Origin of the sequence: Pseudomonas sp. MS19 (assembly GCF_013277615.1) — a bacterium.
Lineage (GTDB): Bacteria > Pseudomonadota > Gammaproteobacteria > Pseudomonadales > Pseudomonadaceae > Aquipseudomonas > Aquipseudomonas marincola.
Genome location: NZ_VBTO01000016.1, coordinates 210,923 through 237,138, shown reverse-complemented (window position 1 = coordinate 237,138; position 26,216 = coordinate 210,923). Strand labels below are relative to the sequence as shown.

Below are 26,216 nucleotides of genomic sequence, written 5' to 3'. Positions count from 1 at the left end.
GGTTGCATAGAACTTGAGGATTACGCCTTGTTGATTGGCGTTTCCGGGTACCACACGTCAAGCAGCGGGCTGACGGTGAAATCGGTCAGCTCGCTACGGCCCTTGAGCCACGCTTCAACGCTGGCACGTTGCTCTTCGCTGACCGAGCCACGCTGGTCCAGGCAAACCAGACCGTAGTCATCGCCGCCGACGTAGCCCAGGTTGTTGGCTTCCATGGCTTCTGTCAAAAATTGCTCGAGGAATGTATCGATGACTTCTTCAGTCAGGTCTTCCTTGAAAGTCAGGTTGAGTTCGAAACCCAACTCCTGAAATTCATCTACGCAGAGTTTTTTACGCAGACGACGGGAACGGTTAGTAGCCATGAAACAATCCTCAAAAGTAATTACGCCCACTACTTTAACAGTTTAAGGCCGAACATGCCCGACTCTCGACTAGTCGCGGCCAGTGGCAATTAGCAATCATCAAAGAAATTCAACCGACGGACGCACATGCTTACAAATCCGTTGTAGCCTTGATGCATAATGCGAAGCAATTTTATGCCGCACCCGCAACCTCTCGACGCTTCATTTCAAATCACGCCCAGGGGGCGTTACTTCATGCTTAAAGCCCTGCGCCATTTGGCCATCGCCAGTTTCCTGATCCCCTTGACGCTGCCGCTCACCGTAAGCGCTGCCTCTTACCTGCCGAGCAATGTCGAAAAATCCCTGAAAGCCAGCAAGGTCAGCCCGCAATCTTTATCCGTTGCGGTCGTTCCATTGAGCCGTGCGGGCGATAGCAATTTTTACAACGCCGATGTCTCGGTCAATCCGGCATCGACCATGAAAATCATCACCACTTATGCGGCGCTCGAACTGCTCGGGCCGACCTATCAGTGGCGCACAGACTTCTATGCCGACGGCCCGGTGCGCGGCGGCGTGCTCAATGGCAATCTCTACTTCAAGGGCGGTGGCGACCCGAAGCTCAACATGGAGAAACTCTGGCTGCTGCTGCGCGACCTGCGCGCCAACGGCGTGACCAAGGTGACCGGCGATCTGGTGCTCGATCGCGGCTACTTCAAACAGCCACAACTGCCCGCATTCAATGATGATGGCGGCGACAAGAACAAACCGTATCTGGTGACCCCGGACTCACTGCTGGTCAACCTAAAGGCCGTGCGCGTGGTCACCCGCAACGACGGCGGCAAGATCAACGTTTCTATCGAACCACCGATTGCGACCATTCGCGTCGACAACCGGGTCAAAGCCCTCAAGGCCGCCAAATGCCCGGCTTGGCCTGAAGTGCGTCTCAATCCGGTGACCGAGTTCGATGGCACCACGCTGATTGTTGACGGCAAGCTGGCCGATGGTTGCAGCTCACAGGCCTACCTGTCACTGCTCGATCACCCAAGCTATGCCGCTGGCGCAGTCCGCGCGATCTGGACCGAACTGGGCGGCAGCATCCTCGGCAAAGACCGTCAGGGCAGTGTCCCGAGCAGCGCCAAATTGCTCGCGCGGGCCTACTCACCGGATCTGGTCGAGATCATTCGCGACATCAACAAATACAGCAACAACACCATGGCCCGTCAGTTGTTTCTCAGCATCGGCGCCAAGTACCGCACCCCTGCCGACGCCGATGATTCGATGGCAGCGCAGCGCGCCATTCGCAGCTGGCTGGCACGCAAAGGCATAACTGCCACGCAACTGGTAATGGAGAACGGCTCCGGTCTGTCGCGCGCCGAACGCGTGAGTGTGCGCGAGATGTCGAAGATTCTGCAGACTGCATGGAAGAGCCCATACGCCGCAGAGTTCATCAGCTCGCTGCCGTTAACCGCAATGGACGGCACCATGCGCAAGCGTTTGCGCCGCACTCCAATGGAGGGCCAGGGCCACATCAAGACCGGCACCCTGAACAACGTCCGTGCTATTTCAGGCTTCAGCCGCGACAAGAACGGTGATTACTGGGCGGTCGTGGCAATTCTCAACGACCCTAAACCGTGGGGCGCATCCGCCGTACTCGACCAAGTGCTGCTGGACGTCTACAAGAACCCCAGAACCAAGTAATCCGCAAGCAACAAAAAGCCCCGACAGTCTTTACGACTTCGGGGCTTTTTAATGCCTGAAACAACAGCGCCAGTCTCGCTGGCGCCAACCTCAACCGCGCGCGGTAATACGCCAGGCGCGGTGAATCTTGCTGTTGCGGGCAAAGTCCGGATCCAGTGTCGAGGCGCTGATCTCCTCAACCGCATAACGCTCAGCCAGATTGTCATCCAGCTGGAATTTACGGAAGTTGTTCGAGAAATACAGCACACCGCCAGGCGCCAGTCGGGCCATGGCCAGATCAAGCATGGCCGCGTGATCGCGCTGGATATCGAAAATACCTTCCATGCGCTTGGAGTTGGAGAACGTCGGCGGATCAATAAAGATCAGCTCGTATTCGCCACGGTCTTCCGCCAACCACGCCATCACATCGCCCTGCTCAAGGCGGTTCTTGTCAGAGAAGCCGTTGAGCGAGAGATTGCGCCGTGCCCAATCGAGGTAGGTTTTCGACAAGTCCACGCTCGTGGTCGTACGAGCGCCGCCCTTGGCCGCATGCACGGTTGCCGTGGCTGTGTAGCAGAACAGGTTGAGGAAGCGCTTACCGGCAGCCTCACGCTGGATACGCATGCGCAGCGGACGGTGATCGAGGAACAGACCGGTGTCGAGATAATCCGTCAGGTTGACCAGCAGCTTGACGCCGCCCTCGGTCACTTCCATGAACTGGCCCTGAGTGCTCTGACGCTGATACTGCTTGGTGCCCGTCTGGCGCTCACGGCGTTTGACCACCACCTTGCTCTTGTCGATATTCAATGCCTGCGGAATAGCCGCCAGCGCATCGAACAAACGCGCCGAGGCTTTTTCCGGATCAATCGAACGCGGCGCTGCATATTCCTGCACGTGAACCCAGTCGCGATACAGGTCGACAGCCAACGCGTATTCCGGCATGTCGGCGTCATACAGGCGGTAGCATTCGATGCCTTCCTTGCGTGCCCACTTGCCAAGCTGCTTGAGGTTTTTCTGCAAGCGGTTGGCAAACATCTGCCCGCCTTCGCTCAAACGCGCCAACTCGACCGGCGCTTGCGTAGGGCTCGGTGCAGCCTTGCTGACCGGAGCTGGCGCTGCGGCCACTTCATTTTGCTCGCGTTCACGCTCGCGCTGCTCAGGGGAGCGACGCTCGCCGGTTACAAACTGCTCGGGCTGAACCTTGATCAGCAACAGCTTGCACGGCAAGGCACCGTTCCAGAACGAATACTGCTTGTGGCTGCGAATGCCCATGCGCTTGCCCAGATCCGGCGCGCCGGTAAATACCGCCGCCTCCCAGCCCATGCACGCCTGACGCAGACGCTCGCCAAGATTCTGGTAGAGATACAACAGGCTGGCTTCATCGCCCAAACGCTCGCCGTAAGGCGGGTTGCTGATGATCAGGCCTTTTTGATTCTGATCCGGGCGCGGCTCAAACGTAGCGACCTCGCCCTGATACACCTTGACCCAGTCACTCAGGCCAGCGCGATCAATGTTGTTGCGCGCCGGTTGGATCAGGCGCGGATCGGCCTCATAGCCGCGAATCCACAACGGTGGCTTGGCCAAGCCAGCAGCCGCACGCGCCACGGCCTCGTCATGCACCTTGTTCCACAAGACCGGGATGTGGCCCAACCAGCGGCTGAAGCCCCACTTTTCACGATTGAGGTTGGGCGCGATATCGGCCGCGATCATCGCCGCCTCGACGAGGAAGGTGCCCACCCCGCACATCGGGTCAGCCAACGCGCCGCCTTCGGCAGCAATACGCGGCCAGCCAGCACGGATCAATACCGCCGCCGCGAGGTTTTCTTTCAGGGGCGCAGCACCTTGCTGTAGGCGATAACCGCGCTGATGCAGGCTGTGACCAGACAAGTCGAGCGACAGCACCGCCTCGCCACGGTCGAGGCGCAAATGCACGCGCAGGTCCGGACTGATCTTGTCGACCGAAGGACGGGTGCCGTCGCGCAAACGCAGCTTGTCGACGATCGCATCCTTGACCTTCAGCGCGCCAAAGTGGGTGTTGTCGATGCCGGAACCATTGCCGCTGAACTCAACCGCCAGGCTGCCATCGGACTCAAGGTGCTCGAACCAGTCCACCTCAAGCACGCCTTCGTAAAGGCTTTCGGCGTCCTTGACCGGAAAACGCTTGAGCACCAGCAGCACCCGGTTTGCCAGTCGTGACCACAAGCACAGCCGGAAAGCTGTCTCCATAGACGCGAAACCGCGCACCGCAGACGTCTGCTCGCGCGCGTCCTCCAACCCCAGCTCCCCCGCTTCATCAAGCAACAGGCCTTCAAGGCCTTTGGGACAGGTGAGAACTAGTTCGAATCGATCCGACATGGTAAATCCAGTGCCTCGTGAAATTAACGGCATGTTGAGTCAGTCAACACGGCCAAAATAAGTGACAAAACGTCACAGAGCGACACTTCGTCGGAATAAATATCATTCAACAGCCCGCGCATCCAGCGATGGCAAAACATCAGTATGGCCTGCGCAAAGCCAAGCGCCACAGGGACTTGGCTGCTAACCTTAATTTGTTAGGTCGAGGCCTTATGGCCTAAACCTAATAATTGTTGCACGCTTATGACAAAACGATCATTCCCAGCGCAGCACGCATTGGTTAGAAATCTACACAGGCCGCATCGCAACGAAGCGGCTCAGGAGGCTCGTAACGCCGGCAGCGGACTCCAACGGCAGAACCATTACTGCCTGACCTCACGTCGAGGTCTACAGGACATTACAGTCAACAAACGAGGGCAACACCCTATGAGAAGACTTAAGCGTGATCCTTCAGAAAAAGCTTTTTTGCGCGGTTATCAATATGGCGTCCATGGTAAATCCAGAGAGCTCTGCCCATTCACCAATCCATCTGTCCGCCAAGCCTGGTTAAACGGCTGGCGCGAGGGCCGAGGCGACAACTGGGATGGTATGACCGGTACCGCCGGTATTCATCGACTCAACGAACTTCACGCTGTCGGCTAAACAGGACACATCCGACTTCATCAAGCACGCCTCAATCAGGCGGCGGGCTTAGGCCCAGAGGGCTCCTTTAAGGAGCCCTTTTTATTGCCGCGGGAAAGGCAAAAATCACGGCCTCAGTCATGCAGGACTGACGGCGAAAAAAGCCTGACTCAAGCCTTTTTAGGTAATCCTGCGATAGCGTCCACTGCTTCGCGAATCAGCGCCGGGCCTTTGTAAATAAAGCCGGAGTAAATCTGCACCAGGCTCGCGCCCGCGGCGATTTTCTCGGCGGCGTGCTTGCCTTCGGTGATGCCGCCAACGGCAATGATCGGCAAACGACCCGCCAACTCAGCAGCCAGAACCGAAACAATATGCGTGCTCTTGTCACGCACCGGCGCACCCGACAAACCGCCCGCCTCATCGGCGTGATCAAGCCCTTTGACGCCCTCACGGCCCAGCGTGGTGTTGGTGGCGATGACCGCATCCATACCGGTTTCCAGCAGCGCATTCGCTACCTGGACGGTTTCTTCATCGGTCATGTCCGGGGCAATCTTGATCGCCAGCGGCACACGCTTGCCATGCAACTGGGTGAGATCTTCCTGACGCAGCTGCAACGCTTCGAGCAACTGCTTGAGCGAGTCGCCAAACTGCAAGCTGCGCAGCCCCGGGGTGTTCGGCGAACTGACGTTGACCGTCACGTAGCTGGCATTGGCGTAGACCTTGTCCAGACAGATCAGGTAATCATCAACCGCACGCTCAACCGGCGTGTCGAAATTCTTGCCGATATTGATTCCCAGCACGCCACGGTACTTGGCCGCCTGCACGCGCTGCAACAGATGATCGACGCCGTGGTTGTTGAATCCCATGCGATTGATGATCGCCTCGGCTTCCGGCAAACGGAACAGTCGCGGTTTCGGATTCCCCGGCTGCGGACGCGGGGTTACGGTGCCGATTTCAACAAAACCGAAACCCAGTTGGGCAAAGCCATCAATTGCATCGCCATTTTTATCCAGCCCTGCCGCCAGCCCCACCGGGTTGGCAAACTCCAGGCCCATCACCTTGACCGGCAAGCTGGCTGGCGCCTTGTTGAACAGGCCATTGAGGCCCATACGGCCACCGGCCCCGATCAGATCGATCGACAGCTCATGGGACGTCTCAGGGGATAATTTAAACAGCAGCTCGCGGGCCAGGGTATACATGGGCAGGCTTAGCTCGATAAGGGCGAATGAGTAAGACCGGCGATTATACAGCCCATGCGTTAGGCTCGCGAGGCATGTGCGGCATTGAGGCTGGATAAATTGCAGAAATCAGCAAGAATCAATCTGTAACGTCGCGCAAATGCCGGTATTGCGGGGCACGCAATCAATCTTGAGTGAAGCGTGTCAGGTCGTTTCGTAGCGTTTGGGCTGCTGTGAGTCAAGCGTAATGATCAGCTGAAAACTATGCTGGAGCGCGACGCAAACTAAGAAGTTGACCGGACTCGGTGAATTCCATGATAAAAGTCCCCTGCACACCCGCATGGCCGATAAAGGGCCGCAAGTGATGGGCAGGGATACTCACAAGACGGCCGTCTCGACTTTTCAATTGAATACGATTGGCCTGACCTTGATAAACTAAACGTAACCGTTCGGCCGGCAGAGATACATCCAGCAGGAGCTTTGGCATGGAGACACTTTGCAAATGAATGCCCTTATATTGCCATATCAAGCAGGTATAACCCGCAAGTAAGCACCACTGAAATTGCAATGTTGCCTACTGGCAGCCAAGTACCTGGAGTTCTTGCCCGACCATGTCCCACCCAGAAATACCGGTTTCCATCAGTATGCGCCTGAGTACGCTGGCCAAGAACTTTGGCCTCGGCGGCCGTGCAACGCGTCAGCTGCTCGAACGGGCCAGCGCCCTCAAACTGCCATTTGCGCCACTGGCCGCCCCCTCGCAAGCAATCCACCTGCAATCAGGCATGCAACTGCAGCGCTTGCTGGACCTGCCGCGCAGCGCACTTTCTGGCCCGGTGCAAGAAGACAAGGCACTGGCGCATGCCGCACTGAGCAAACTGGTGACCCTGCAAGAACGCCTGGAAGAAAGCTTCGACCTGCGCAAACTGCACGGTTTCAGCGGCGCCAGCCCAGGCGGTGAGGACTACTTAAGTGTTGAAGCCTTTGCCGCCAGCGAAGCGTGCCGGCATGTGCGAATCATCAGCTACAAGGACTTTGTCCGCACCCTAAGCGTGGCCCTGCCGCGTTTTCTTGCGGGCGAGCCAATCGTGTTGCGCCAGACCAGTTGGAACGGCGACTGCCTGTACTGGGCGAGCGACGTGCATACCGAAGAGCTGGCCTGCGCCGTGGGCTACGCACGGGTGCGCCAACTCGAAACCAACCTGCCGGCGCAGATAAGTCGCTATACGTTGAACCGCGCCGCCGTCAAAGCCCTGGAAAAGGATTTTTACGTCTTCAACATGCCCGACGCCGCCTGGCAAGACAGCGCATTCATGAGCCTGCTGCTCGACACCGGCCTGCCCTATTCGCGCCTGTCGATGAACCGCACAGCCAGCGGCAATGAAGTGTTGCTGCTGCCCAAAAGTTCAAAAGAAGCCAATGCACTGGGCCAGGGTTTGTTGCTTGCGGGCGCACCCAATGTAACCGAGTACTTGTTGCCGCTGAGCGACGCCTGAAGCGAATCACCGGGCGTTAACCGTTTGCCGCGATTACGGCTCAACCCCCGCGCTTAACACACAGCCTTACCTCCCCTGAATAAATCGCCAGCCATAAAAAACCCCGCATTCTCAGCGGGGTTTTCATGGAGCTTAGCAACAGCTATTAGCTGCTTTGAGCCAAGTCGAGCAACTCGCGGTTGGCTACCGAGTACATCGCATAATCGGTACCGGTTGCCGCACGCAGCTCCGCCAGCATGACCTTCCAGCGATCGACCATACGGCGATGCTGCTCCAGCCACACGCCGACACGCTCCTCGATATCAACCGGGCCATCAGTCATCTGCAACACCGAAACGGTAATCGCGCGCTGTTGAGTGTCCAGGTCATCGCGGAACGCTTCACGCGCCAGTGCTTGCCAGTTGTTCTCGACCGGCAGGCACGATATCTGCTGCAAGTACCACGACAGCTCGAGCTTGTCGCCCACGGCAAAGTAAGCCACGGCCACATCGGAAGGCTCCTGCACCGTGACATCCGACGCTTCGATGATCGGCAGCAAGGTATACAGGTGGCTGGTTCCCGCCACCACACGCGCCAGATCCTCCGGCACACCGGCCTCAACATAACCCTGGAAGCGTGCCAGCCACTGCTCGCGGGCTGGGCCTTCGAGCAATTCGTCGAGGCTCAATGCCAGCGCTGCAATGCGCGGTGCGAAGTGGGCAACATCACGGGCGGCATCAATATCATTGCGACGGCTGCGCAAGAACCAACGCGTAGCACGACGCCCCAGACGCATCAGCTCGTCCATCATTTGCAGCTGCAAATCTGCAGGCACTTTGTGATCCAGCGCCTCGATCTGCTGCCACCAGTGCGGCAAGCGGAACACATCACGCACGATCACGTAAGCGCCGGCCACATTGGCCGCACTCATGCCCGTGGACTCCTTCAAGCGCTGCACGAAGGTGATGCCCATATGGTTGACCAGATCGTTAGCAATCTGGGTGCTGACGATTTCACGCTTGAGGCGATGACGACGCATCGACTCGCCAAACTTGTCGGCCAGCAACGGCGGGAATGCGGTTTCCATTTCGCGTGCGAGATACTCATCATCCGGCACGGTCGATTTCAGCAGCGATTCCTTGAGGTCGATTTTGCTGTACGAGATCAGCACCGACAGCTCCGGACGAGTCAGCCCCAAGCCATTGGCAGTACGCTCGTTAAGCTCCTCGTCAGACGGCAGGAACTCCAACGCGCGGTCAAGCTTGCCGGCATTTTCCAGAGCGGCCATCAGGCGCTTGTACTCGCCCACTCGGTCACGAACCCGGTACTGCGCCAGCGACAGCGCCTGCACCTGCTTGTAGTTATTGCCCAGCACCAGACTCCCGACAGCGTCGGTCATCTCGGCCAGCAGCTTGTTGCGCTGCTTGCCGGTCATGTCGCCTGCGGCCACGGTTTCATTGAGCAGGATCTTGATATTCACTTCGTGGTCGGAGCAGTCCACACCACCGGCGTTATCAATAAAGTCGGTGTTGCTCGAGCCGCCATTCAGGCCGTACTCAACACGCCCCAACTGCGTCATGCCGAGGTTACCGCCCTCGCCCACAACCCGGGCGCGCAATTCGCGACCGTCTACACGCAGGGTGTCGTTGGCCTTGTCGCCAACATCGGCGTGGCTCTCTTTACTCGACTTGACGTAGGTACCGATACCGCCGTTCCAGATCAGGTCAACCGGTGCCTTGAGCAGCGCGTTGAGCAACTCGGTCGGCGCCATCTTGTCGGCACTGATGTCGAAGCGCTGCTTCATTTCAGCGCTGATCGGGATGCTCTTGGCGCTGCGCAGGAAGATGCCGCCGCCTTGCGAAATCAGCGCGGTATCGTAATCGGCCCAGCTCGAACGCGGCAGATCGAACAGACGCTGGCGCTCGACAAAGCTCTTCGCCGTGTCCGGATTCGGGTCAATGAAGATGTGCAGGTGGTTGAACGCCGCCACCAGTTGCAGTTTGTCCGACAGCAGCAAGCCGTTGCCGAATACGTCACCGGCCATGTCACCGATGCCGATAACGGTGGTCGGGTCTTCCTGCACATCAATGCCGTGTTCGCGGAAGTGACGCTGCACCGACACCCAGGCGCCTTTGGCGGTAATGCCCATGCCTTTGTGGTCGTAACCGGCAGAGCCGCCCGAGGCAAAGGCGTCACCCAGCCAGAAGTCGTATTCCGCCGCGATGCCGTTGGCGATGTCCGAGAATGTGGCCGTACCCTTGTCGGCCGCGACCACCAGATACGGATCATCTTCGTCGTGACGGACCACGTTCGAAGGCGGAACCACTTCGCCTTCTTTGAGGTTGTCGGTGATGTCCAGCAAGCCGCTGATGAAGATGCGATAGCAAGCGATCGCCTCGGCCTGAATCTCGTCTCGCGTGCCGCCGGCTGGCAAGCGACGCGGTACGAAACCACCTTTGGCGCCAACCGGCACGATAACCGCGTTTTTCACCTGCTGAGCCTTAACCAGGCCCAGGACTTCTGTGCGGAAATCTTCCTCACGGTCAGACCAGCGCAAACCGCCACGGGCAACCTTGCCGCCACGCAGGTGCACGCCTTCAACGCGAGGCGAATAGACGAACACCTCGAACATCGGCACCGGCTTGGGAATTTCCGGAATCAGGCGCGGGTTGAACTTGAAGCTGAAATACGACTTGTTGTGACCGCTGGCATCCGGCTGATAGAAGTTGGTGCGCAGCGTGGCCTTGATCAGATCAAGGTAGCGCCGCAGGATGCGGTCTTCGTTGAGCACGGCAACGTTATCCAGCGCGCTGGTAATCGCCTGCTCAAGCTTTTGCTGCTTGTCTTCAAGGTCTTCAACGGTGAGTTTGCGGGCCAGATAGAAACGGGTACGGAACAGGCGCACCAGCTCTTTGGCAATGTCGGCATGGTTAACCAGCGTTGCCGCCACATAGCTCAGCGAGAAGCCCAGACGAATCTGCTTCTGATAACGCGCAAAGGCGCGCAGGAAAGCCACTTCGCGCCACGGCATCGCCGCCATCAACACCAGTCGGTTGAAGGCATCGTTTTCGGCGTTGCCGCTGACGATATTGACGAAGGCATCTTGCAGGGTGTCGTTAAGCTGCTGGATATCGACATCCAGTCCTTCGGCATAGGTGAAGGCAAAGTCGTGAATCCAGAACTCGCGGCCATTCTTCTGGCGCAGGCGATACGGGAACTCACCGAGTACGCGCAACCCGAGGTTTTCCAGAATCGGCAATACATCAGACAGCGGCAGCGGCGTATCGGCGTGATACAGCTTGCAGTGCAGCAGGTTATCGCCCTGCGCCAGCGGCTGATAGAAGCTCATTACCAGCGGACGCTCGGCATTCAGGCTGAGCAAATGCTGCATGTCGACCACGGCCGAATGCGGCGCAAAACGCTCGCGATAGCCTGCCGGGAAACCACTCGGGAACTCGGCCAGCACGTTGGTGCCATGCGCCTCGCCGAAGCTCTCGACGACCAGACTGGCAAAGTCATCCTTCCAGGAACGGCAAGCCTGAATCACTTCCTTTTCAAGCTGAGCGGTGTCGATCTGGGTTTTGTTCTTCGGGTCTACCCGCAGAATGAACTGCACGCGAGCCAGTACCGACTCGGAGAAGAAGGTCCAGAACTCGCAGTCGGTAGCCTGCAAACGCTCCATGAGCACTTGTTCGATTTTTTGCCGGGTCTCGGTCGAGTACACATCACGCGGGACATACGCCAGGCAGTAGCAGAAACGCCCGTACGGATCGCGGCGCAGGAATACGCGAATCTTGTTGCGCTCCTGAATCTGCACGATGGACAGCGCGGTGTTGAACAGCTCTTCAGCGGGGGTCTGGAACAGGTCGTCACGCGGCAGGACTTCGAGTACCTGCGCCAGCTCCTTGCCCAGGTGCGCACGGCTGGCGAAGCCCGAACGCTGCTCGATAATCGCAACTTTGCGGCGGATAAACGGAATATCCCAGACGCTCTCGGCGTACACGGCCGAGGTATAGAGGCCCATGAAACGGCACTCTTTAACTACATTGCCTTTGCTGTCTAGCTCGCGAATCGAAACAAAGTCAGGGTATGCCGGACGATGCACACGGCTTGGAATCGCCGCTTTGGCGAACGACAGCAACTGCGGCTCACGCAAGTAAGCCAGCGCTTGTGGCTCGATGTGCAGATCTTCCGGCTTGAGGCCGGCACGCAGCGTCTTGGAAAGGCCGAGCAGGGATTTTTCGTCATAGATGATGTGGCCGCCATCAGCCGCATCCGCAACGGTGAACTCCTCGTAACCGAGGAAGGTGAAATGGTCGTCCAGCAACCACTGCATGAACACCTTGATTTCATCCAGCTCAGCGGCATCGACCTTAAGCTTGGCTTTGCCCAGCCAGGCGTGCAGCTCCTGCGCCTTGTTGCGCATTGGCTGGAAGTCGGAAACGCTCAGGCGAACATCCTTGAACACATCGAGAATGGCCTTTTCCAGCGTGCGCATTTCGCCAGCACTGGCGCAGCGGTCGATCTCGAGAAACATCAGTGCTTCTTCGCTGATATCGTCGCCAGTTGTGCCCTTGGGTAGAATTTCCAGCAGATCGCCCTTCTTGTCGCGGCGTACGCTGAACACACTGTTCTGCAAGGTATGAATATTGTAGCCGCGACGGTTGAGCTCCATGCGAGCCGAATCAACCAGGAAGGGGCTGTCCGCATGCAGCACTTCAACCGCGGTGTGGGTCGATTGCCAGCCATGCTTTTCGTAATCGGGATTGAATACTCGAACTTCGGGCTTGCTCGGATCAAAACGCTCCAGCATGCGCCGGGATGAAAGGGTGCAACCTACCAGGTCTGACAGTCGACGCTGGGTAAGCTCTTCGAGCGCGATAATGCCGAAAAATTGCTCGGCGAACAGTGCCATTTGCGGCAGGTCCTGCTCGCTCACGTGCTGCGCCAGTGCCGCTTGCAGTTGGTGCTGGAAATCGGCTTTGCTGGCCGCCGTAAAGAACGCCATGGGTTGTGCTCCGTTTGGCTTTAAATTCAACTAAGGCAGTTGCGAGTCGTGACTAAGGACTGAAGTTCCTAACAACATTAGTCTACGAGGCGGCGATTGCATTCCAATTGCAGCCTCTCATAGGTATGGCGCTGTCTGCGACTCGCTGGTCACATTTGCCCGTTGAGCTTAACGATGGAAGCCCCGGTGGCGCTTGTCGCGCTGCGACATTTTCGTTCAAGAAGCGGGAAAGCCGGGTTTTGGTTGGGCATATCCCAACCTAGGCCTGAGAAGTGACAGCAGATATAACCCGCGGTTTGGGGATTAATCGACAATGAACAAGCGAGCGCCGTTGTGGGTCAAAGAACGGTGCGCTTCGCCGTAATGGCTGACTTGATAGCTCATGCCGGGGCTGAGGGTGAACTGGCGGCCATCGTCCAACTCAGTGATCAACTCACCTTCCAGGCACAACAGGATATGGCCCCGTGTACACCAGTGATCCGCCAGATAACCGGCGCTGTATTCGACCATGCGCACGCGGGTCGAGCCAAACTGACAAGTCCGCCAAAAGGCACTGCCGCTTGCGCCTGCATGCTCGACTGGCTCAATTTTCGCCCAATCGGTAACGCCGAAAGAAAAGCCACTGAGATCCATAATTGCCCCAAAGTTGGTTTGATCACTCGACAGTAACCGCTAGGCTGCTAGCCAGACAGATACAGATGGACTGGTTTTTTTCGATACGCCACGCGCTTGGCAGACCAGCTCTTCCCGCAATGCCGAGCGCAAGCGGCTGCCTTGAGCGGAGCAGTTGATGCGACTCAGGCCTGCTCAGATATCGGTTAGCCGGCAACACTGCTTTATGCTGCTGTGATGCGCCAAGGCGCCGTTCAAAGTGAAAGCCCCACACAAGGACCCTCCTCGCTAATGCTGGACATAATCGCCGCGTTTCTTTGCATCACCGCACTGCTGGCCTATCTGAACCGCCGGTATGTAGGCCTGCCGCCAACCATTGGGGTGATGGCCATTGCACTGGTGCTCTCGCTGCTGAACATGGCATTGGACAAACTCGGATTTCACGCCTTGCACACCTATGAGCAATCGTTGCTGAAGTCCATCGACTTCTCCGAGTTGTTGATGCAGGGCATGCTGTCGCTGCTACTGTTCGCGGGCGCGCTGCATATCAACTTGTCGCATTTGCGCGCCTTTCGTTGGCAAATTGCCTCACTGGCGGTTGTCGGCACAACCTTGTCGACCCTGTTTATCGGGTATGCGCTTTGGTACTTGCTGGGACTGACCGATCTCGATTTGCCGCTGGTCTACTGCTTGGTCTTCGGCGCGTTAATATCGCCCACAGACCCGATTGCAGTTCAGGGCATCCTCAAGTCAGCTGGTGCTCCCGAGAGTGTCGAGCTGGTTATTTCGGGCGAATCGCTGTTTAACGACGGCGTCGGCGTGGTGCTGTTTTCACTGATTCTGGCCATGATTGCCAGTGGCAACAGCCCAACCGTTCTGGGCGCATCAGAACTGTTAGTCAAGGAAGCCGGCGGCGGTGCGTTGCTTGGAGCCGTATTTGGCTTTGTCGTCTATCGAATGCTCAAGAGCATCGACAGCTACCACGAAGAAGTCTTGATTACTCTGGCGTCCGTGCTCGGCGCCTATGCACTTGCGACCCACCTGCATGTCTCCGGGCCGCTGGCGATGGTGGTAATGGGCTTGATCGTGGGCAATCAGGGCCGCTCACATGCGATGTCGGAGCAGACCGAGAAGAACGTCGACATGTTCTGGGAATTGCTCGACGAAATTCTCAACGCCGTGTTGTTCGTCATCATTGGCCTGGAAGTGGTCTTGATTCATTTTTCCAACGCACTGCTGGCCACAGGCCTGATGGTTATCGTGCTGACCCTGGTATCGAGACTGCTGACCGTTGGCGCGCCGATTGCGCTGCTGGGTGAACGCTTCCGACTGCCCAAAGGCTCGTGGAGCGTGATCACGTGGGGAGGCCTGCGCGGCGGGATATCGGTCGCTCTGGCATTGTCGTTGCCACATGGCGATGCCCGCGACATCGTCGTTTCGCTGACCTATCTGGTGGTGGTGTTTTCCATCCTGGTCCAGGGCATGACAATCGGCAAACTGGTCAAACGCGTGATCCCCTGCAGAGACAAGAGTTAGTCCGCAAAGACCACCCGGTCTTTACCCAGTCGCTTGGCATCATACAAGGCGGCATCGGCCCGCTTTAGCGTGTCTTCATATGAACCGTCGGCCGGTAACATTATTGTCACGCCAACACTTGATGTAGCGGTGCTGGCACCGACCGAAAAGCGGCTCAATTTCTCGGCGAAACTCTGGTGCAGGCGTTCGGCAAATTGCAAGGCTTGCTCATGCCCGGTGTTGGGCAGCGCGATGACAAACTCATCGCCGCCAAACCGGCAGGCGGTGTCGTTTTGGCGCAAGTGTGATCTGCACATATCGGCCACAGCCATGATCATGTCATCCCCAACATGGTGACCAAACGCATCGTTGACCTGTTTAAGGTTGTCTAAATCGAACATCAGAACAGCTGTCGGTACACGATGACGAACAAAATTCTGATAGTGACCGGACAGGTCACGCTCAAGCTTACGACGGTTATACAGGCCGGTAAGCTGATCGGTATCGCTCAGCTCTCGCAGCCTGACCTCCAACTGGTGGCGCTCGGAGATATTACTGGCGACCCAAAGCACCACATCTTCATCGTCGACCTGAAAGTCCAACGCCTGAATTCGCCCTTCAAACCAAATCGGCTCTACAGGTCCCTCATCAGACAACCCTTTAACGTCCCTGTTGCTTAGTTCGTACTCCTCAACCAGTAACTTCCCAGTCGCCAGCGCCCGATCAATTTGCCCGAGAAACCAGTTGGCTTTTTCGGTTTTGACCAGATCAGTGATGGTCAAACCGACCAACCCGCTGCCGTCGTGGTAATAGCGCGTGTCACGACCACCAAAAACCGCGACATATTTACCGCTGCGCGAGAGGATAAAAGCAGGGTCTGGCAAAGCCTCCAATACCGAGGCCATCATTTCGACGTTGATCATTTAATGCATCTTCGGGTGTGCTGCTGACGAGTGACCTGCACTCAGAACGGAAATTCATAAGCCGCCAGGCCATAAATTTCAAAATATGGATGCCTAGATTACCCGAGACGCAAAAACCGGTCAGAGCTAATTACCGAAAGCCCGCTGCAGCGCGTCTGCGCGCGTCAGGCTAAAGGGCAGCTGAGCGCGGATTTTGGCTGGCTAGTCTTCAGAACGCCCGCCGCCCTCACGATCACGCTGATAATGGTGTTTCAGGGGGAATGTTGGCAGCCAGGATTCACGGCGGATGACCCAACTTTCGTAGGTGGGCATCAGTTGCTCAGGTGCATCGAGTGCGCCCAGATGCACTTCTACCTCGTCTGCGCTGCGGGCAAAAACTGGCGAGCCGCAGTTCGGGCAGAAACACCGGCCAGCGTAGTCACACGTTTCACCCTTGATGCTCACGGCAGTCTCAGCAAATATCGCGCAGGCATTGAATAAGGCCCCGTGGTGTTTGCGGCAATCAATACAATGACAAATGCCCACCCGATAAGGCTGGCCCAACGCCACAATTTGCACCTTGCCGCAGAGGCAACTGCCCGTGTACTGCTGCATCTCAGACCTCCAACATCCAGCCATTGATGCACCGTTTTATGCCTAAATTCAGCTCACCGCAAGTGATCGTGGCTCACGATCAGCCCGCCCACACAGTGAGTGAGCTGCAACGTCTTTGCAGGAATCTGTTGATTTACTGAACGTGATTGACGTCTCTGTGTGTGGTGCGAGTCGTTAGGCCAACCTTGGGGGTTTTCACTGGGCCGTCATAAAGATGCGCCTGCGTCACACAAAGCGAAGACTTCCAGAACGCTAACCAGCCTCACGATCTACGCTGATGGCGAGCATTCAGTCCTCCGAACAGCGTTAACTTTGTTTGGACTTTTCGCAATCTTACTAGTCAGATGAAACTGAATGATCTGTTTCAGTTGTCAGAGGTGAATAAAGCCACAATGCCGAAATCCAGCAGACAGGCTTTCTTTGATCTGCAATGAGAGCGAGCCAGGCGCGGTGGTTCTCGATCGTTAATGCTGCAGTGTTTAAAACTCAACCACAGGAAATAGCATGTTAATAGTGTTGACCATCGCCACGTTGTTGATCGTCATCGCCAGTGCGTTGCCCTTATCCAGGCATCAGCACTGGGTCGTCAGAGTGATGGACTTCCCCCGAGTGCAAATCGCTTTCATGGCTGCGGTTTTGCTTGTTATTAACTGCTTGTTTCTCGACTTAACTCGCGCATTCAGTTGGTGCTTAGTGGCCGCTACAGGCGTGTGCTTATTGTGGCAGTTGAAGTGGGTATTACCTTACACACGCGTTTGGTCAAAGGAGGTTAACGCGAGCAAGGTTAGTGATCCTGCTCGCGAGCTCAGCATCATCACGGCAAACGTGCTGAAAACCAACCGCAACAGTGACGCATTAGTGGATCTGGTCTCGCAGTATCAGCCCGATATTTTAGTCACGTTGGAGTCTGATAAATGGTGGGAAAGCAGGCTTGAAGCAATAGAAGTTGATCTGCCGTACAGCGTTAAGTGCCCGCTGGATAACCTGTACGGCATGCACGTTTACTCCAGGCTGCCCTTTAGTGACGAAGTGCTTTCATTTTTAGTGGAAGACGATGTTCCGTCAGTTCATCTGTCGTTGCAGCTGCGCTCTGGCGATAAAGTGTGCATGCACTTTGTTCACCCCGCGCCCCCAAGCCCGACTGAAAATTCAGAATCAACTGAACGCGATGCGGAGTTGATTTGCATCGCTAAGAAAGTTGCGCAAACGCAGGGCCCGATTATTGTGACGGGTGATCTGAATGATGTGGCGTGGTCTTTCACCACTCGCCTGTTCCGTAAAATTAGCGGTCTGCTTGATCCACGAATTGGGCGGGGGATGTTCAACACCTTCCACGCGGACTACCCGTTTTTACGTTGGCCTTTAGACCATCTGTTTCACAGTGCACATTTCAAGCTCAAGGATATAAAGCGCCTACCTTCTATTGGTTCGGACCACTTTCCATTGTTTACCGTACTGGTGTGTGAGCCTGAACGCGGTGCCAGTCAGAATGGCATTGCAGCTGACAGTGAAGATCACGCTGTGGCACAAGATATAGTCGACGAAAAAGAAGTCACTCCAGACGATGTGCCAAAACCTAATTAATGCCCTGCACTGAGCCCGGTTTCGCAGAGGGCCTGAGTCTCTTCTTGAGCCGGGATGAATCAGCTTGCTTGATTCGCCTGACCCGAGTCGCAGGCAACTAAGCCCTCAATAAAGACTGTTTCTGCCCGGCTCATGTGTTGCTCACGGTTCCACAAAATATGCATGTCCACGTCAGCAATGCCTTCTGCTGGCGGTAGCCGCCTGAGCAAGCCCGCCTGCATATCTTTGATCGCTGGTGAAACTGACGAAGAAAAAGACGCTGTTCGAGTTTTTGATGCTGTGCTTAAAAGTGCGTTTGATGTTAGCACCGAGCAGTGCCAGGCGAGATCCGAGCCGGTGATCACGCCTTTGAATCCGCCCTCTTCACTCTGCGGTCAGCTGCAAGTGACCGTTCACGCGCAGCACACTGCGCCAGCAAAAATGAAATCTTCCTGTTGAGTTGCGTTCGAATCGCTCGAAATCGGCCGCCTGGGCCAGTACGATAGCCGCCACACTTATGCGACCATATGCCGGATGGCGAGAGTGCACCTGCTTTTCATTGCACGGCGTGTAACCATCACCTGCAAATGCTACTGATTACCTACGCCAATTGGCCTGGCTCTACCCGTTGAACGGGGCCGTTAGAGCAAGCCGTAACATTCGAATGGGTACAGGATTGGTATTTTGGAAACCAAAGAAAACTCGCAAGGCCCGCAGTACAGGGCTGCATTGCTTGAGCTGCGTAATTTCCTCTCTTCGCAGATTCTTGGCCAGGAAAAACTGGTAGAGCGCCTGCTGATCGCATTGCTGGCCGACGGCCACATGCTGGTTGAAGGCGCGCCGGGTCTGGCCAAGACCAAGGCCATCAAAGAACTGGCGGAAGGTATCGAAGCTGAATTCCATCGTATTCAGTTCACCCCAGACCTGCTCCCGGCTGACATCACTGGCACCGAGATTTATCGGCCGGAAACCGGCAGCTTTGTGTTCCAGCAAGGGCCGATTTTCCACAACTTGGTACTGGCAGATGAAATCAACCGGGCACCGGCCAAAGTCCAATCGGCGCTGCTTGAGGCCATGGCCGAGCGTCAGGTGAGCGTGGGCCGCAGCACTTATGACCTGTCGCCGCTGTTTCTGGTAATGGCCACGCAGAACCCAATCGAGCAGGAAGGCACCTATCCGCTTCCGGAAGCCCAGCTCGACCGGTTCCTGATGCACGTAAAAATCGGCTTCCCCGACGCCTCCGTCGAGCGCAAGATTCTGATGCAGGCCCGCGGAGAAGCGCTTCATGGTGAAGAGAAACCCGAGCACCGGGTCAGCCAGCACGCCATTTTCGCGGCGCGCAAGGAAATCCTCGGTCTGTACATGGCCGATGCAGTAGAGGAATACCTGGTGCAATTGGTGATGGCGTCACGCACGCCCGCCAAGTTTGATCCGGAACTCGCCGAGTGGATTTCCTATGGCGCCAGCCCGCGTGGCTCGATTGCGCTGGACCGTTGCGCGCGCGCTCATGCCTGGCTTGCGGGACGAGACTTTGTCAGCCCCGAAGATATTCAGGCGGTGCTGTTCGATGTGCTGCGCCATCGCATCATCCTGTCGTTCGAAGCGGAGGCTGCCGGTATCGACCAAGACCGCGTCATCCAGCGCATTCTCGATGTAGTCGCCGTCGCCTGACCCTATGCAAACCCTTGCAGCCCAGCCTGGCATCCGCGTTAACCTCGCCGAGTTGATCGAGATGCGCCACCGTGTGCGCGAAGTGCAGCTGTTTTCGACAGCCGCCCGGCGCAGCCCGCTGATTGGCCTGCACCACTCGAAACTGCGCGGGCGTGGCGTCGACTTTGATCAGGTGCGGGTTTATCAGGCTGGCGATGATGTGCGCACGATTGACTGGCGCGTGACGGCGCGCACTCAGGAGCCGCACACCAAGATGTTCCACGAGGAGCGCGAGCGGCCCATCTACATCATGGTTGAACAAAGCCAGCGCCTGTTTTTCAGCACCGGACTGATGTTCAAGTCGGTGCTGGCCGCTCAAGCCGCCAGCCTGATTGGCTGGGCGGCGCTGGGTCATAACGACCGGGTTGGCGGGCTGGTGTTTGGTGACAACGAACATCACGAGATCAAACCGCGTCGCAGCAAGCAAAGCCTGCTGCAACTGCTCAGCCGGCTGGCGCGGGCCAATCAGGCACTGCCCGGCGACCCGAACGCCGGCCGTGACAGCTTCGGCCTGGCACTACGCCGCGCACGGGAAATTTTGCGCCCCGGCAGCCTCGCGGTGATCATTTGTGACGAACGCACCCTCAACGACAGCAGTGAGCAACAATTGACGCTGCTCGCGCGCCACTGCGATGTGCTCCTGCTGCCGCTCAGCGACCCACTCGACCATGCCCTGCCCGCCGCCGGCTTGCTGCGTTTTGCCGAGAGCGGTGCCAAACTCGAACTGGACACCCACAACGCGGATTTGCGCCGCGCTTATCATGAGCAGGCGCAGGCGCGGCAGGCGCGCTGGGAGCGCTTGGCATTGAAGCTGCGCGTGCCGTTGCTGGCGCTCGACACCCAACGCGAGATGGTCGACCAACTGCGCGACCACCTCAACGGTTCAAGGGCATCGAAATGAACCCGCTGGATCAATTGCAGCCACTTATCCAGCCAGACCCAATCAGCCTGTGGCCGCCGGCACCGGGCTGGTGGTTGCTGGCTGTATTGCTCCCTGTCGTACTCTGGGGCCTGTACCGGCTGCTGAAAAAAATGCGCCGTAACCAAGCCGACAAACAGCCAGACATCAGCCAGGACCCGCTGCGACTGGCCGCGCTGAGCGAACTTGAAGCCCTGCAAAAACCCTATGACGGGATGCAGGCCGGTCCCTGGTTACAGTCGTTGAATAGCTTGCTCAAACGTTTGTGCGTGCAGCGTTACCCCGACAGCCAGTGTCATACATTGACCAGTCGCCAATGGCTGGCCTTTCTCGACAATCGCTGTCCGGCTGCCGGGCTGACCCGCTGGATGATTTTGGTTGAAGGGGCTTATCGCCCTCATTGCCTGCTCGATGACAAAGCCATTGCCGGGCTCAATCAGGCAGTCGACACGTGGATTCGCAAACATGTTTGAATTTACCTGGAGCTGGGTATTTCTGCTCGCACCGCTGCCGTGGGTGTTGCGCTGGCTTCTGCCCACAGCAGACAGCGGCGATGCGGCGCTGAATATCAACTTCATCAATGAACTCGAAGGCCTCAGTGGCCGTAAGGCGCGCACTGCATTGCCCAGCTGGCGGCGACAGGCGCGGTTCATCTTGCTGTGGATATTGCTCCTGAGTGCTGCGGCGCGGCCTGAATGGGTCGGCGAACCGCTGCCCTTGCCTGCCAGCGGCCGGGATTTGCTGGTGGCCGTGGATGTGTCTGGCTCCATGGAATATGCCGACATGCGCTGGAATGACGAAGAAGTCAGCCGCCTGACACTGGTCAAGAACCTCTTCGGCAGCTTTATCGAAGGCCGCACAGGGGACCGCGTAGGCCTGATCCTCTTTGGCAGTCAGGCCTACTTGCAGGCGCCACTGACCTTCGACCGGCAAACCGTCAGCACCTGGCTGAACGAGGCAGTTATCGGGATCGCCGGTAAAAATACCGCGCTGGGTGATGCCATCGGCCTGGCCGTGAAGCGCCTGCGCGAGCGTCCCGCCGAAAGCCGGGTGTTGGTGTTGGTCACAGACGGCGCCAACACAGGCGGTCAGATCGAGCCACTTGTTGCTGCCAAACTGGCAGCCGAGGAAGGCGTGAAGATTTATCCGATCGGTATCGGCGCCGACCCGAAATCGGGCGGCTTGCTTGGCATGTTCGGCTTCAATCCCGGCCTCGACCTTGATGAGCCCACGCTCAATGCAATTGCCGACCTGACCGGCGGGCAGTATTTCCGTGCGCGCAGCAGCGATGAGCTTCGCGCTATCGAAGAAACCCTGGACCGCCTCGAACCCGTTGAGCAAAAACCGACACTCGCACGCCCGGCCAAGGCGCTTTACGCATGGCCACTCGGCGCAGCGCTGTTGCTTAGCCTGCTGCTGGCACTGCATGAGTTGTGGCCGCAACTGCAGCGCCAAATGCGCGCGCTCAAACGGCAGCCGAGCGAATCATGAGCCTTTTATCACTTTGGCCCCATTGGCTACGGCCTTTCTGGCTGCTGCTTATCCCGGTATTTCTGACCCTGCTGTGGCTGCTGTGGCACCGCGAAAAACGCAGTGGCCGCTGGCAACAGCTGCTGCCCGTGGCTTTTCACTCGGTTCTGCTGAGCGGCGGCCAGGGGCGCAGCAGTCGCACGCCGATTGTGCTGCTCGGTTGCGCCTGGCTGCTGGGCTTGCTCGCAATGCTGGGGCCAAGCTGGCAGCAAGTTGAACAGAACAATCTCAAACCTGCCGACCCGCTGGTGGTGATTCTCGAACTGAGCCCGCAAATGCTCTCCAGTGATGTCACGCCAACCCGTCTTGAACACGCCAAGCGCAAGATCATCGACCTGCTGCAGATACGCAAAGATGCGCAAACGGCACTGGTGGTATTCGCCGGCAGCGCGCACACCGTGGTCCCGCTCTCGGACGACCTGGGCACGAGCCGTAACCTGCTGGAATCCTTGAAACCCGAAATCATGCCCGCACCGGGCCACCGCGCCGATCTGGCGGTAGAAAAGGCGCAGCAACTGCTCAAGCAAGGCGCGCAAGGTCAGGGCCGATTGCTGCTGGTGGTGAGCGAACTGAATGACAGCGAACGCCAGAACATCGCCAGCACTTTGGGCACTCATGGCCAGCGCCTGAGCATTCTCGGTATTGGCACCCAGCAAGGCACGCCGATTGTCCAGGCCGACGGTGGTTTCCTCAAAGATGCTCAGGGCGCGATCATGATCCCCCGCCTCGACAGCAGTTCACTCGCACGCTTTGCCACCAGCATTGGCGCCCAATACCGCCAGTCCCGCCTCGACGACCTCGACTTGAGTGGGCTGGGTCTCTTGGGCGGGCCACAGAAGCTGCGCGAGGAAGGCGAGAAACAACAGTTGCAGGTATGGGCTGATCAGGGCCACTGGTTGGTGTTGGCGCTGGTATTACTGGCGGCATTCGCTGGCCGTCGCGGCTGGATATTCTGTGTGCCGTTGCTGCTCCTTAGCCTGCCGCAAAATAGTTACGCATTCGGCTTTGACGATCTCTGGTTGCGCCCCGACCAACAAGGCCAACGCCTGCTGGAGGCGCAGCGTCCGGCAGAGGCCGCAAAACGTTTCAGCGACCCTCAATGGCAAGGCCAGGCGCTATATCAGGCAGGCGACTACGCCGGTGCAGCAGAACGATTTGCCCAGAGCGACAGTGCTGCCGCCCACTATAATCGCGGCAATGCGCTGGCGCGCAGTAACGAGTACGAGGCGGCAATCGAAGCCTATGAACAAGCTCTGGATCTGCAACCTGATCTTGCTCAGGCCCAGCAGAACAAGGCTCTGATCGAGCAATTGCTGCAACAGCAACAGCAGTCACCACAAAATCAGCAGGACTCGCAACAGCAAGACTCGCAGAACTCGCAAGAGAACGGCCAGCAAAGAACTGAGCAAAACAACAGCCAGGCGCAATCCTCTGCAGATGCGCAAAACCCTGATGGCTCGACCGATGATCAGACCAGCGAGCAATCGCCAGGGCAAGATCAGGCCGCAGAAAGCCAACAGGACGGCCAGAGCGCTGAGCAATCCAGCGCCGGAGATGATGCCGGGCAGCCGGACGCGCAGGCCGCTCAGCAACAAGCCCAGCAGGATCAGGCAACGCAAGCTGCCGCCGACAAGTTGGTCAAATCGACCGAAGCGATTGATGGCGAGCGGCGCCAGTCACTTGAACAATGGCTGCGGCAAATACCCGATGATCCGGGTGAACTGCTTAAACGCAAATTTTGGTATGAACAGCAACAGCGTCAGGAAAACCCTCAATGACCCGCCTGCTTTGCATTTTCCTGTTGGCCGTTTTTGCGGCTACTTCCGTCAGCGCCAAGGACCTCATCGCCAGCGTCGATCGCAGCACCTTGAGTGTCAGCGAGACGGTGGAGTTAAGCCTGGAGTCCGACGACACCACGCTGTTCGGCAAACCGGATCTGAAACCGCTCAATGAGTTGTTCGATGTACTCGGTACGCGTCAGGTCAACCGCCTGACCACCCTCAACGGTGAGGCCAAGGCCACGACCCGCTGGATCGTCACCCTGCAACCGAAAACCACCGGCACCGTGGTCATCCCCTCGCTCAGCCTTGAGGACATGCACAGCCAGCCGATCACCCTGCAAGTGGTCGAGGCCAGCAAAGACGCGAACAGCAGCAAGATGGCGCCGGTATTCATTGATGCCAGCCTGGATAAAGACTCGGTCTATGTGCAGGAACAAGCCGTGCTCACGCTGCGCATCTATCACTCCGTTTCACTGTATGACGACAGCAGTCTGACCCCGCTGGAAATCCCCGACGCGCGGGTAGAGCCACTCGAAAAACCACGCACCTATGAGAAGTTGATAAATGGTGTACGTCACGGCGTGATCGAGCTGCGGTACGCGATTTATCCTCAGCACAGCGGCGCCCTGGAAATTCCTTCGCAGGCATTCAGTGCCACTGCGGTTGCGCCCAACGACAGCGATGACTACAACCCCTTCGGCCCGCGTCCCGGCAAAGTGGTCCGTGTGCGCTCACCGCAGATCCCGCTCGAGGTCAAAGCCAAACCGGCCAGCTACCCGGCCGATGAACCGTGGCTTCCGGCGCACAAGGTCACTCTGACTGAGAGCTGGAGCCCGGACCCGGCAAGCGCCAAGGTCGGCGATTCGCTGACCCGCAATATGATGCTCAATGTCGAAGGTCTATCCAGCGCTCAACTGCCGCCGCTGGCGACACCCGATGTCAAAGGCCTGCGCCGCTATCCCGACCAGCCGACCCTGAGCAATCAGGTCACCCCGCAAGGCATCACCGGCAGCCGCGAAGAGCACGAAGCATTGGTGCCCAACCAGCAAGGCAAGGTCGAATTGCCGGCCATTACGCTGACCTGGTGGAATACCCTGACCGATAGCCTTGAGCAGACCAGTATTCCCGCGCGCACGCTGGACGTAGCCGCCAATCCACAACTAACCGAGCCGCAGATTCCGGTCGAGGCGTTGCCGCCTACCGTAATTCAGGGGCCAGCAGTCTGGCCGTGGCAACTGAGCACCGCATTACTGGGCCTGACGACCTTCATTGCGCTCGGTTTGTGGTGGCGCGCACGACGCCTGCCGGCTGTTTCCAAGACGGCCCAAACCGGCCCAAGTCCACGCACCCTGCTCGACGAACTCAAGCGCGCGTGCCAGGCCAATGAACCCAACCAGACCCGTCAGGCACTCGATGCGTGGGCCCGCCAGCAACCGTGCACGCTGGCCGAAATGGCAGCGCGCGACGTACCGCTTTCAGCCGCGCTGGATGAACTCAACGGTGCGCTTTACAGCGAAACCGGTCAGCAATGGCAAGGTGAAGCCTTGTGGCAGGCTATTCGCTCGCTGCCGACTCTCGAGACGCAACAGCCCGCTACTATAGAAGCCAGCGCGCTGCCGCCCCTCTACCCACGCTAAGAACGCCCTGCCCCGGTGATTAGCCGCGGGCTGGCCAGTTTGTCGGAACAGGCACACAGCTCTGGGCCTTTTGTGCTGTCCGCCAGCGGCTTCTTGCTACTATTAGGGAACCACTGGCTGCAACTCAGGTCGATGCACAATGCACGCCTCGTGCAGCGTACAAAGCCGATTGCTAATGCGGTTCTCTCATATAAGGAATGCCCTCATGTTCAAACCATCCAAGGCTCTGCTGATCAGCCTGACGCTGGCCGCTTCGCCAGCTTTTGCTTTCACGCTGGATGACGCCACAAATGCTGCCAGCGGCGTGGCATCCGGCATCGGCGGCTCCGCAGCCAGCGCACCCATGACCGGCCAGACCGGTGATTTGCTCAGCGCCCTCTCGGGTCAACTTGGGGTCACGCCCAATCAGGCAGCCGGCGGTACCGGCGCGCTGCTCGGGCTGGCCAAGAACAAGCTCGACCCTAGCCAGTTCAGCGAGCTGAGCAAGGCGATTCCGGGCCTCGATCAATTTACCGGCAACAGCGAACTGATGGGGCAGGCAGGCAGCCTGCTCGGCAAGGCAACTGGCAGCCAAAGCGGCCTGGGCTCGATGATGGGCAACGCCAACAGCATGGCCGATGTCAGCAAGACCTTCAGCGCGCTGGGCATGAACAGCGACATGATCAATCAGTTTGCGCCTGCCCTGCTCGACTATTTCGGCAAGCAAGGCCTCAGCGCGCCGCTGCTGCAATCGCTGGGCAGCATCTGGGGCGTCTGATCACGCACGGCTGGCCGGTATAA

At 57.9% G+C, this 26,216-nt stretch carries 20 protein-coding genes and 1 pseudogene; 12 read left to right on the top strand and 9 right to left on the bottom strand.

The window, feature by feature from the left end:
- Positions 1-20: 20 nt before the first annotated feature.
- Positions 21-362, bottom strand: coding sequence for a YggL family protein (locus tag FEZ62_RS18030; protein ID WP_069898985.1), 342 nt, complete (start codon positions 360-362; stop codon positions 21-23).
- Between the two features lie 234 nt (positions 363-596).
- Between FEZ62_RS18030 and dacB the strand changes: the two genes are divergently transcribed.
- Complete coding sequence (dacB, locus tag FEZ62_RS18025) at positions 597-2,039, top strand: D-alanyl-D-alanine carboxypeptidase/D-alanyl-D-alanine-endopeptidase (protein WP_172929313.1); 1,443 nt, start codon at positions 597-599, stop codon at positions 2,037-2,039.
- A gap of 90 nt (positions 2,040-2,129) precedes the next feature.
- Here dacB and rlmKL read toward each other — a convergent pair whose 3' ends face one another.
- The gene (rlmKL, locus tag FEZ62_RS18020) at positions 2,130-4,373 is read right to left on the bottom strand and encodes a bifunctional 23S rRNA (guanine(2069)-N(7))-methyltransferase RlmK/23S rRNA (guanine(2445)-N(2))-methyltransferase RlmL (RefSeq protein WP_172929312.1); all 2,244 of its coding nucleotides are present in this window, start codon (positions 4,371-4,373) and stop codon (positions 2,130-2,132) included.
- Between the two features lie 426 nt (positions 4,374-4,799).
- On the opposite strand from rlmKL, the gene FEZ62_RS18015 reads away from it, so the two are divergent.
- The gene (locus tag FEZ62_RS18015; RefSeq protein WP_075723314.1) at positions 4,800-5,015 is read left to right on the top strand and encodes a ribosome modulation factor; all 216 of its coding nucleotides are present in this window, start codon (positions 4,800-4,802) and stop codon (positions 5,013-5,015) included.
- 149 nt (positions 5,016-5,164) lie between these two features.
- Here FEZ62_RS18015 and FEZ62_RS18010 read toward each other — a convergent pair whose 3' ends face one another.
- Both FEZ62_RS18010 and FEZ62_RS18005 read right to left on the bottom strand, forming a co-directional pair.
- The gene (locus FEZ62_RS18010) at positions 5,165-6,193 is read right to left on the bottom strand and encodes a quinone-dependent dihydroorotate dehydrogenase (RefSeq protein ID WP_172929311.1); all 1,029 of its coding nucleotides are present in this window, start codon (positions 6,191-6,193) and stop codon (positions 5,165-5,167) included.
- A 241-nt stretch (positions 6,194-6,434) separates the two neighbouring features.
- Positions 6,435-6,659: a DUF2835 domain-containing protein gene (locus FEZ62_RS18005; RefSeq protein WP_075723316.1), complete on the bottom strand. Its 225-nt coding sequence runs from the start codon at positions 6,657-6,659 to the stop codon at positions 6,435-6,437.
- A gap of 124 nt (positions 6,660-6,783) precedes the next feature.
- On the opposite strand from FEZ62_RS18005, the gene FEZ62_RS18000 reads away from it, so the two are divergent.
- Positions 6,784-7,665: a DUF6685 family protein gene (locus tag FEZ62_RS18000; RefSeq protein WP_172929310.1), complete on the top strand. Its 882-nt coding sequence runs from the start codon at positions 6,784-6,786 to the stop codon at positions 7,663-7,665.
- Between the two features lie 145 nt (positions 7,666-7,810).
- Here the strand turns inward: FEZ62_RS18000 and FEZ62_RS17995 are convergent, their stop codons facing one another.
- Positions 7,811-12,652: an NAD-glutamate dehydrogenase gene (locus FEZ62_RS17995; RefSeq protein WP_172929309.1), complete on the bottom strand. Its 4,842-nt coding sequence runs from the start codon at positions 12,650-12,652 to the stop codon at positions 7,811-7,813.
- A 303-nt stretch (positions 12,653-12,955) separates the two neighbouring features.
- Complete coding sequence (locus FEZ62_RS17990) at positions 12,956-13,285, bottom strand: DHCW motif cupin fold protein (protein ID WP_172929308.1); 330 nt, start codon at positions 13,283-13,285, stop codon at positions 12,956-12,958.
- 270 nt (positions 13,286-13,555) lie between these two features.
- Between FEZ62_RS17990 and FEZ62_RS17985 the strand changes: the two genes are divergently transcribed.
- Complete coding sequence (locus FEZ62_RS17985) at positions 13,556-14,800, top strand: sodium:proton antiporter (protein WP_172929307.1); 1,245 nt, start codon at positions 13,556-13,558, stop codon at positions 14,798-14,800.
- Here the strand turns inward: FEZ62_RS17985 and FEZ62_RS17980 are convergent.
- Together FEZ62_RS17980 and FEZ62_RS17975 are read right to left on the bottom strand one after the other, a co-directional pair.
- Positions 14,797-15,702 (bottom strand): GGDEF domain-containing protein, encoded by a 906-nt coding sequence (locus tag FEZ62_RS17980; protein WP_172929306.1) that lies wholly within the window; start codon positions 15,700-15,702, stop codon positions 14,797-14,799. The genes FEZ62_RS17985 and FEZ62_RS17980 overlap by 4 nt on opposite strands.
- 201 nt (positions 15,703-15,903) lie before the next feature.
- Complete coding sequence (locus FEZ62_RS17975) at positions 15,904-16,296, bottom strand: GFA family protein (RefSeq protein WP_172929305.1); 393 nt, start codon at positions 16,294-16,296, stop codon at positions 15,904-15,906.
- Positions 16,297-16,800: 504 nt separating this feature from the next.
- On the opposite strand from FEZ62_RS17975, the gene FEZ62_RS17970 reads away from it, so the two are divergent.
- Positions 16,801-17,880 (top strand): endonuclease/exonuclease/phosphatase family protein, encoded by a 1,080-nt coding sequence (locus FEZ62_RS17970; RefSeq protein ID WP_172929304.1) that lies wholly within the window; start codon positions 16,801-16,803, stop codon positions 17,878-17,880.
- Between the two features lie 59 nt (positions 17,881-17,939).
- Here FEZ62_RS17970 and FEZ62_RS20775 read toward each other — a convergent pair.
- Positions 17,940-18,104, bottom strand: a pseudogene (locus tag FEZ62_RS20775) (LysR family transcriptional regulator); the annotation flags it as partial.
- 439 nt (positions 18,105-18,543) lie between these two features.
- Here FEZ62_RS20775 and FEZ62_RS17965 point away from each other — a divergent pair.
- The 7 genes from FEZ62_RS17965 to FEZ62_RS17935 all read left to right on the top strand — a co-directional run bounded on the left by FEZ62_RS17965 (position 18,544) and on the right by FEZ62_RS17935 (position 26,193).
- Positions 18,544-19,530, top strand: a complete 987-nt coding sequence (locus FEZ62_RS17965; RefSeq protein ID WP_069899007.1) for a MoxR family ATPase — start codon at positions 18,544-18,546, stop codon at positions 19,528-19,530.
- A 4-nt stretch (positions 19,531-19,534) separates the two neighbouring features.
- Positions 19,535-20,470, top strand: a complete 936-nt coding sequence (locus FEZ62_RS17960; protein ID WP_172929303.1) for a DUF58 domain-containing protein — start codon at positions 19,535-19,537, stop codon at positions 20,468-20,470.
- Positions 20,467-20,961 (top strand): DUF4381 domain-containing protein, encoded by a 495-nt coding sequence (locus FEZ62_RS17955; protein ID WP_172929302.1) that lies wholly within the window; start codon positions 20,467-20,469, stop codon positions 20,959-20,961. Before FEZ62_RS17960 ends, FEZ62_RS17955 begins: the two co-directional genes overlap by 4 nt.
- Positions 20,954-21,979: a VWA domain-containing protein gene (locus FEZ62_RS17950; protein WP_172929301.1), complete on the top strand. Its 1,026-nt coding sequence runs from the start codon at positions 20,954-20,956 to the stop codon at positions 21,977-21,979. The genes FEZ62_RS17955 and FEZ62_RS17950 overlap by 8 nt, the downstream gene beginning before the upstream one ends.
- Entirely contained in the window at positions 21,976-23,796 is a 1,821-nt protein-coding gene (locus tag FEZ62_RS17945) for a VWA domain-containing protein (RefSeq protein WP_172929300.1), read from the top strand. The genes FEZ62_RS17950 and FEZ62_RS17945 overlap by 4 nt, the downstream gene beginning before the upstream one ends.
- Positions 23,793-25,436 carry a BatD family protein gene (locus tag FEZ62_RS17940; RefSeq protein ID WP_172929299.1) on the top strand — a complete coding sequence of 548 codons (1,644 nt, stop codon included), beginning with the start codon at positions 23,793-23,795 and terminating at the stop codon, positions 25,434-25,436. Before FEZ62_RS17945 ends, FEZ62_RS17940 begins: the two co-directional genes overlap by 4 nt.
- Positions 25,437-25,641: 205 nt before the next feature.
- The gene (locus FEZ62_RS17935; protein ID WP_172929298.1) at positions 25,642-26,193 is read left to right on the top strand and encodes a DUF2780 domain-containing protein; all 552 of its coding nucleotides are present in this window, start codon (positions 25,642-25,644) and stop codon (positions 26,191-26,193) included.
- The last annotated feature ends 23 nt before the right edge of the window (positions 26,194-26,216 follow it).

Bases quoted from the DNA above. Each gene is read 5' to 3' on its own strand.
- FEZ62_RS18030 (WP_069898985.1), bottom strand. From the start codon at position 362: ATGGCTACTAACCGTTCCCGTCGTCTGCGTAAAAAACTCTGCGTAGAT.
- dacB (WP_172929313.1), top strand. From the start codon at position 597: ATGCTTAAAGCCCTGCGCCATTTGGCCATCGCCAGTTTCCTGATCCCC.
- rlmKL (WP_172929312.1), bottom strand. From the start codon at position 4,373: ATGTCGGATCGATTCGAACTAGTTCTCACCTGTCCCAAAGGCCTTGAA.
- FEZ62_RS18015 (WP_075723314.1), top strand. From the start codon at position 4,800: ATGAGAAGACTTAAGCGTGATCCTTCAGAAAAAGCTTTTTTGCGCGGT.
- FEZ62_RS18010 (WP_172929311.1), bottom strand. From the start codon at position 6,193: ATGTATACCCTGGCCCGCGAGCTGCTGTTTAAATTATCCCCTGAGACG.
- FEZ62_RS18005 (WP_075723316.1), bottom strand. From the start codon at position 6,659: ATGCCAAAGCTCCTGCTGGATGTATCTCTGCCGGCCGAACGGTTACGT.
- FEZ62_RS18000 (WP_172929310.1), top strand. From the start codon at position 6,784: ATGTCCCACCCAGAAATACCGGTTTCCATCAGTATGCGCCTGAGTACG.
- FEZ62_RS17995 (WP_172929309.1), bottom strand. From the start codon at position 12,652: ATGGCGTTCTTTACGGCGGCCAGCAAAGCCGATTTCCAGCACCAACTG.
- FEZ62_RS17990 (WP_172929308.1), bottom strand. From the start codon at position 13,285: ATGGATCTCAGTGGCTTTTCTTTCGGCGTTACCGATTGGGCGAAAATT.
- FEZ62_RS17985 (WP_172929307.1), top strand. From the start codon at position 13,556: ATGCTGGACATAATCGCCGCGTTTCTTTGCATCACCGCACTGCTGGCC.
- FEZ62_RS17980 (WP_172929306.1), bottom strand. From the start codon at position 15,702: ATGATCAACGTCGAAATGATGGCCTCGGTATTGGAGGCTTTGCCAGAC.
- FEZ62_RS17975 (WP_172929305.1), bottom strand. From the start codon at position 16,296: ATGCAGCAGTACACGGGCAGTTGCCTCTGCGGCAAGGTGCAAATTGTG.
- FEZ62_RS17970 (WP_172929304.1), top strand. From the start codon at position 16,801: ATGTTAATAGTGTTGACCATCGCCACGTTGTTGATCGTCATCGCCAGT.
- FEZ62_RS17960 (WP_172929303.1), top strand. From the start codon at position 19,535: ATGCAAACCCTTGCAGCCCAGCCTGGCATCCGCGTTAACCTCGCCGAG.
- FEZ62_RS17955 (WP_172929302.1), top strand. From the start codon at position 20,467: ATGAACCCGCTGGATCAATTGCAGCCACTTATCCAGCCAGACCCAATC.
- FEZ62_RS17950 (WP_172929301.1), top strand. From the start codon at position 20,954: ATGTTTGAATTTACCTGGAGCTGGGTATTTCTGCTCGCACCGCTGCCG.
- FEZ62_RS17945 (WP_172929300.1), top strand. From the start codon at position 21,976: ATGAGCCTTTTATCACTTTGGCCCCATTGGCTACGGCCTTTCTGGCTG.
- FEZ62_RS17940 (WP_172929299.1), top strand. From the start codon at position 23,793: ATGACCCGCCTGCTTTGCATTTTCCTGTTGGCCGTTTTTGCGGCTACT.
- FEZ62_RS17935 (WP_172929298.1), top strand. From the start codon at position 25,642: ATGTTCAAACCATCCAAGGCTCTGCTGATCAGCCTGACGCTGGCCGCT.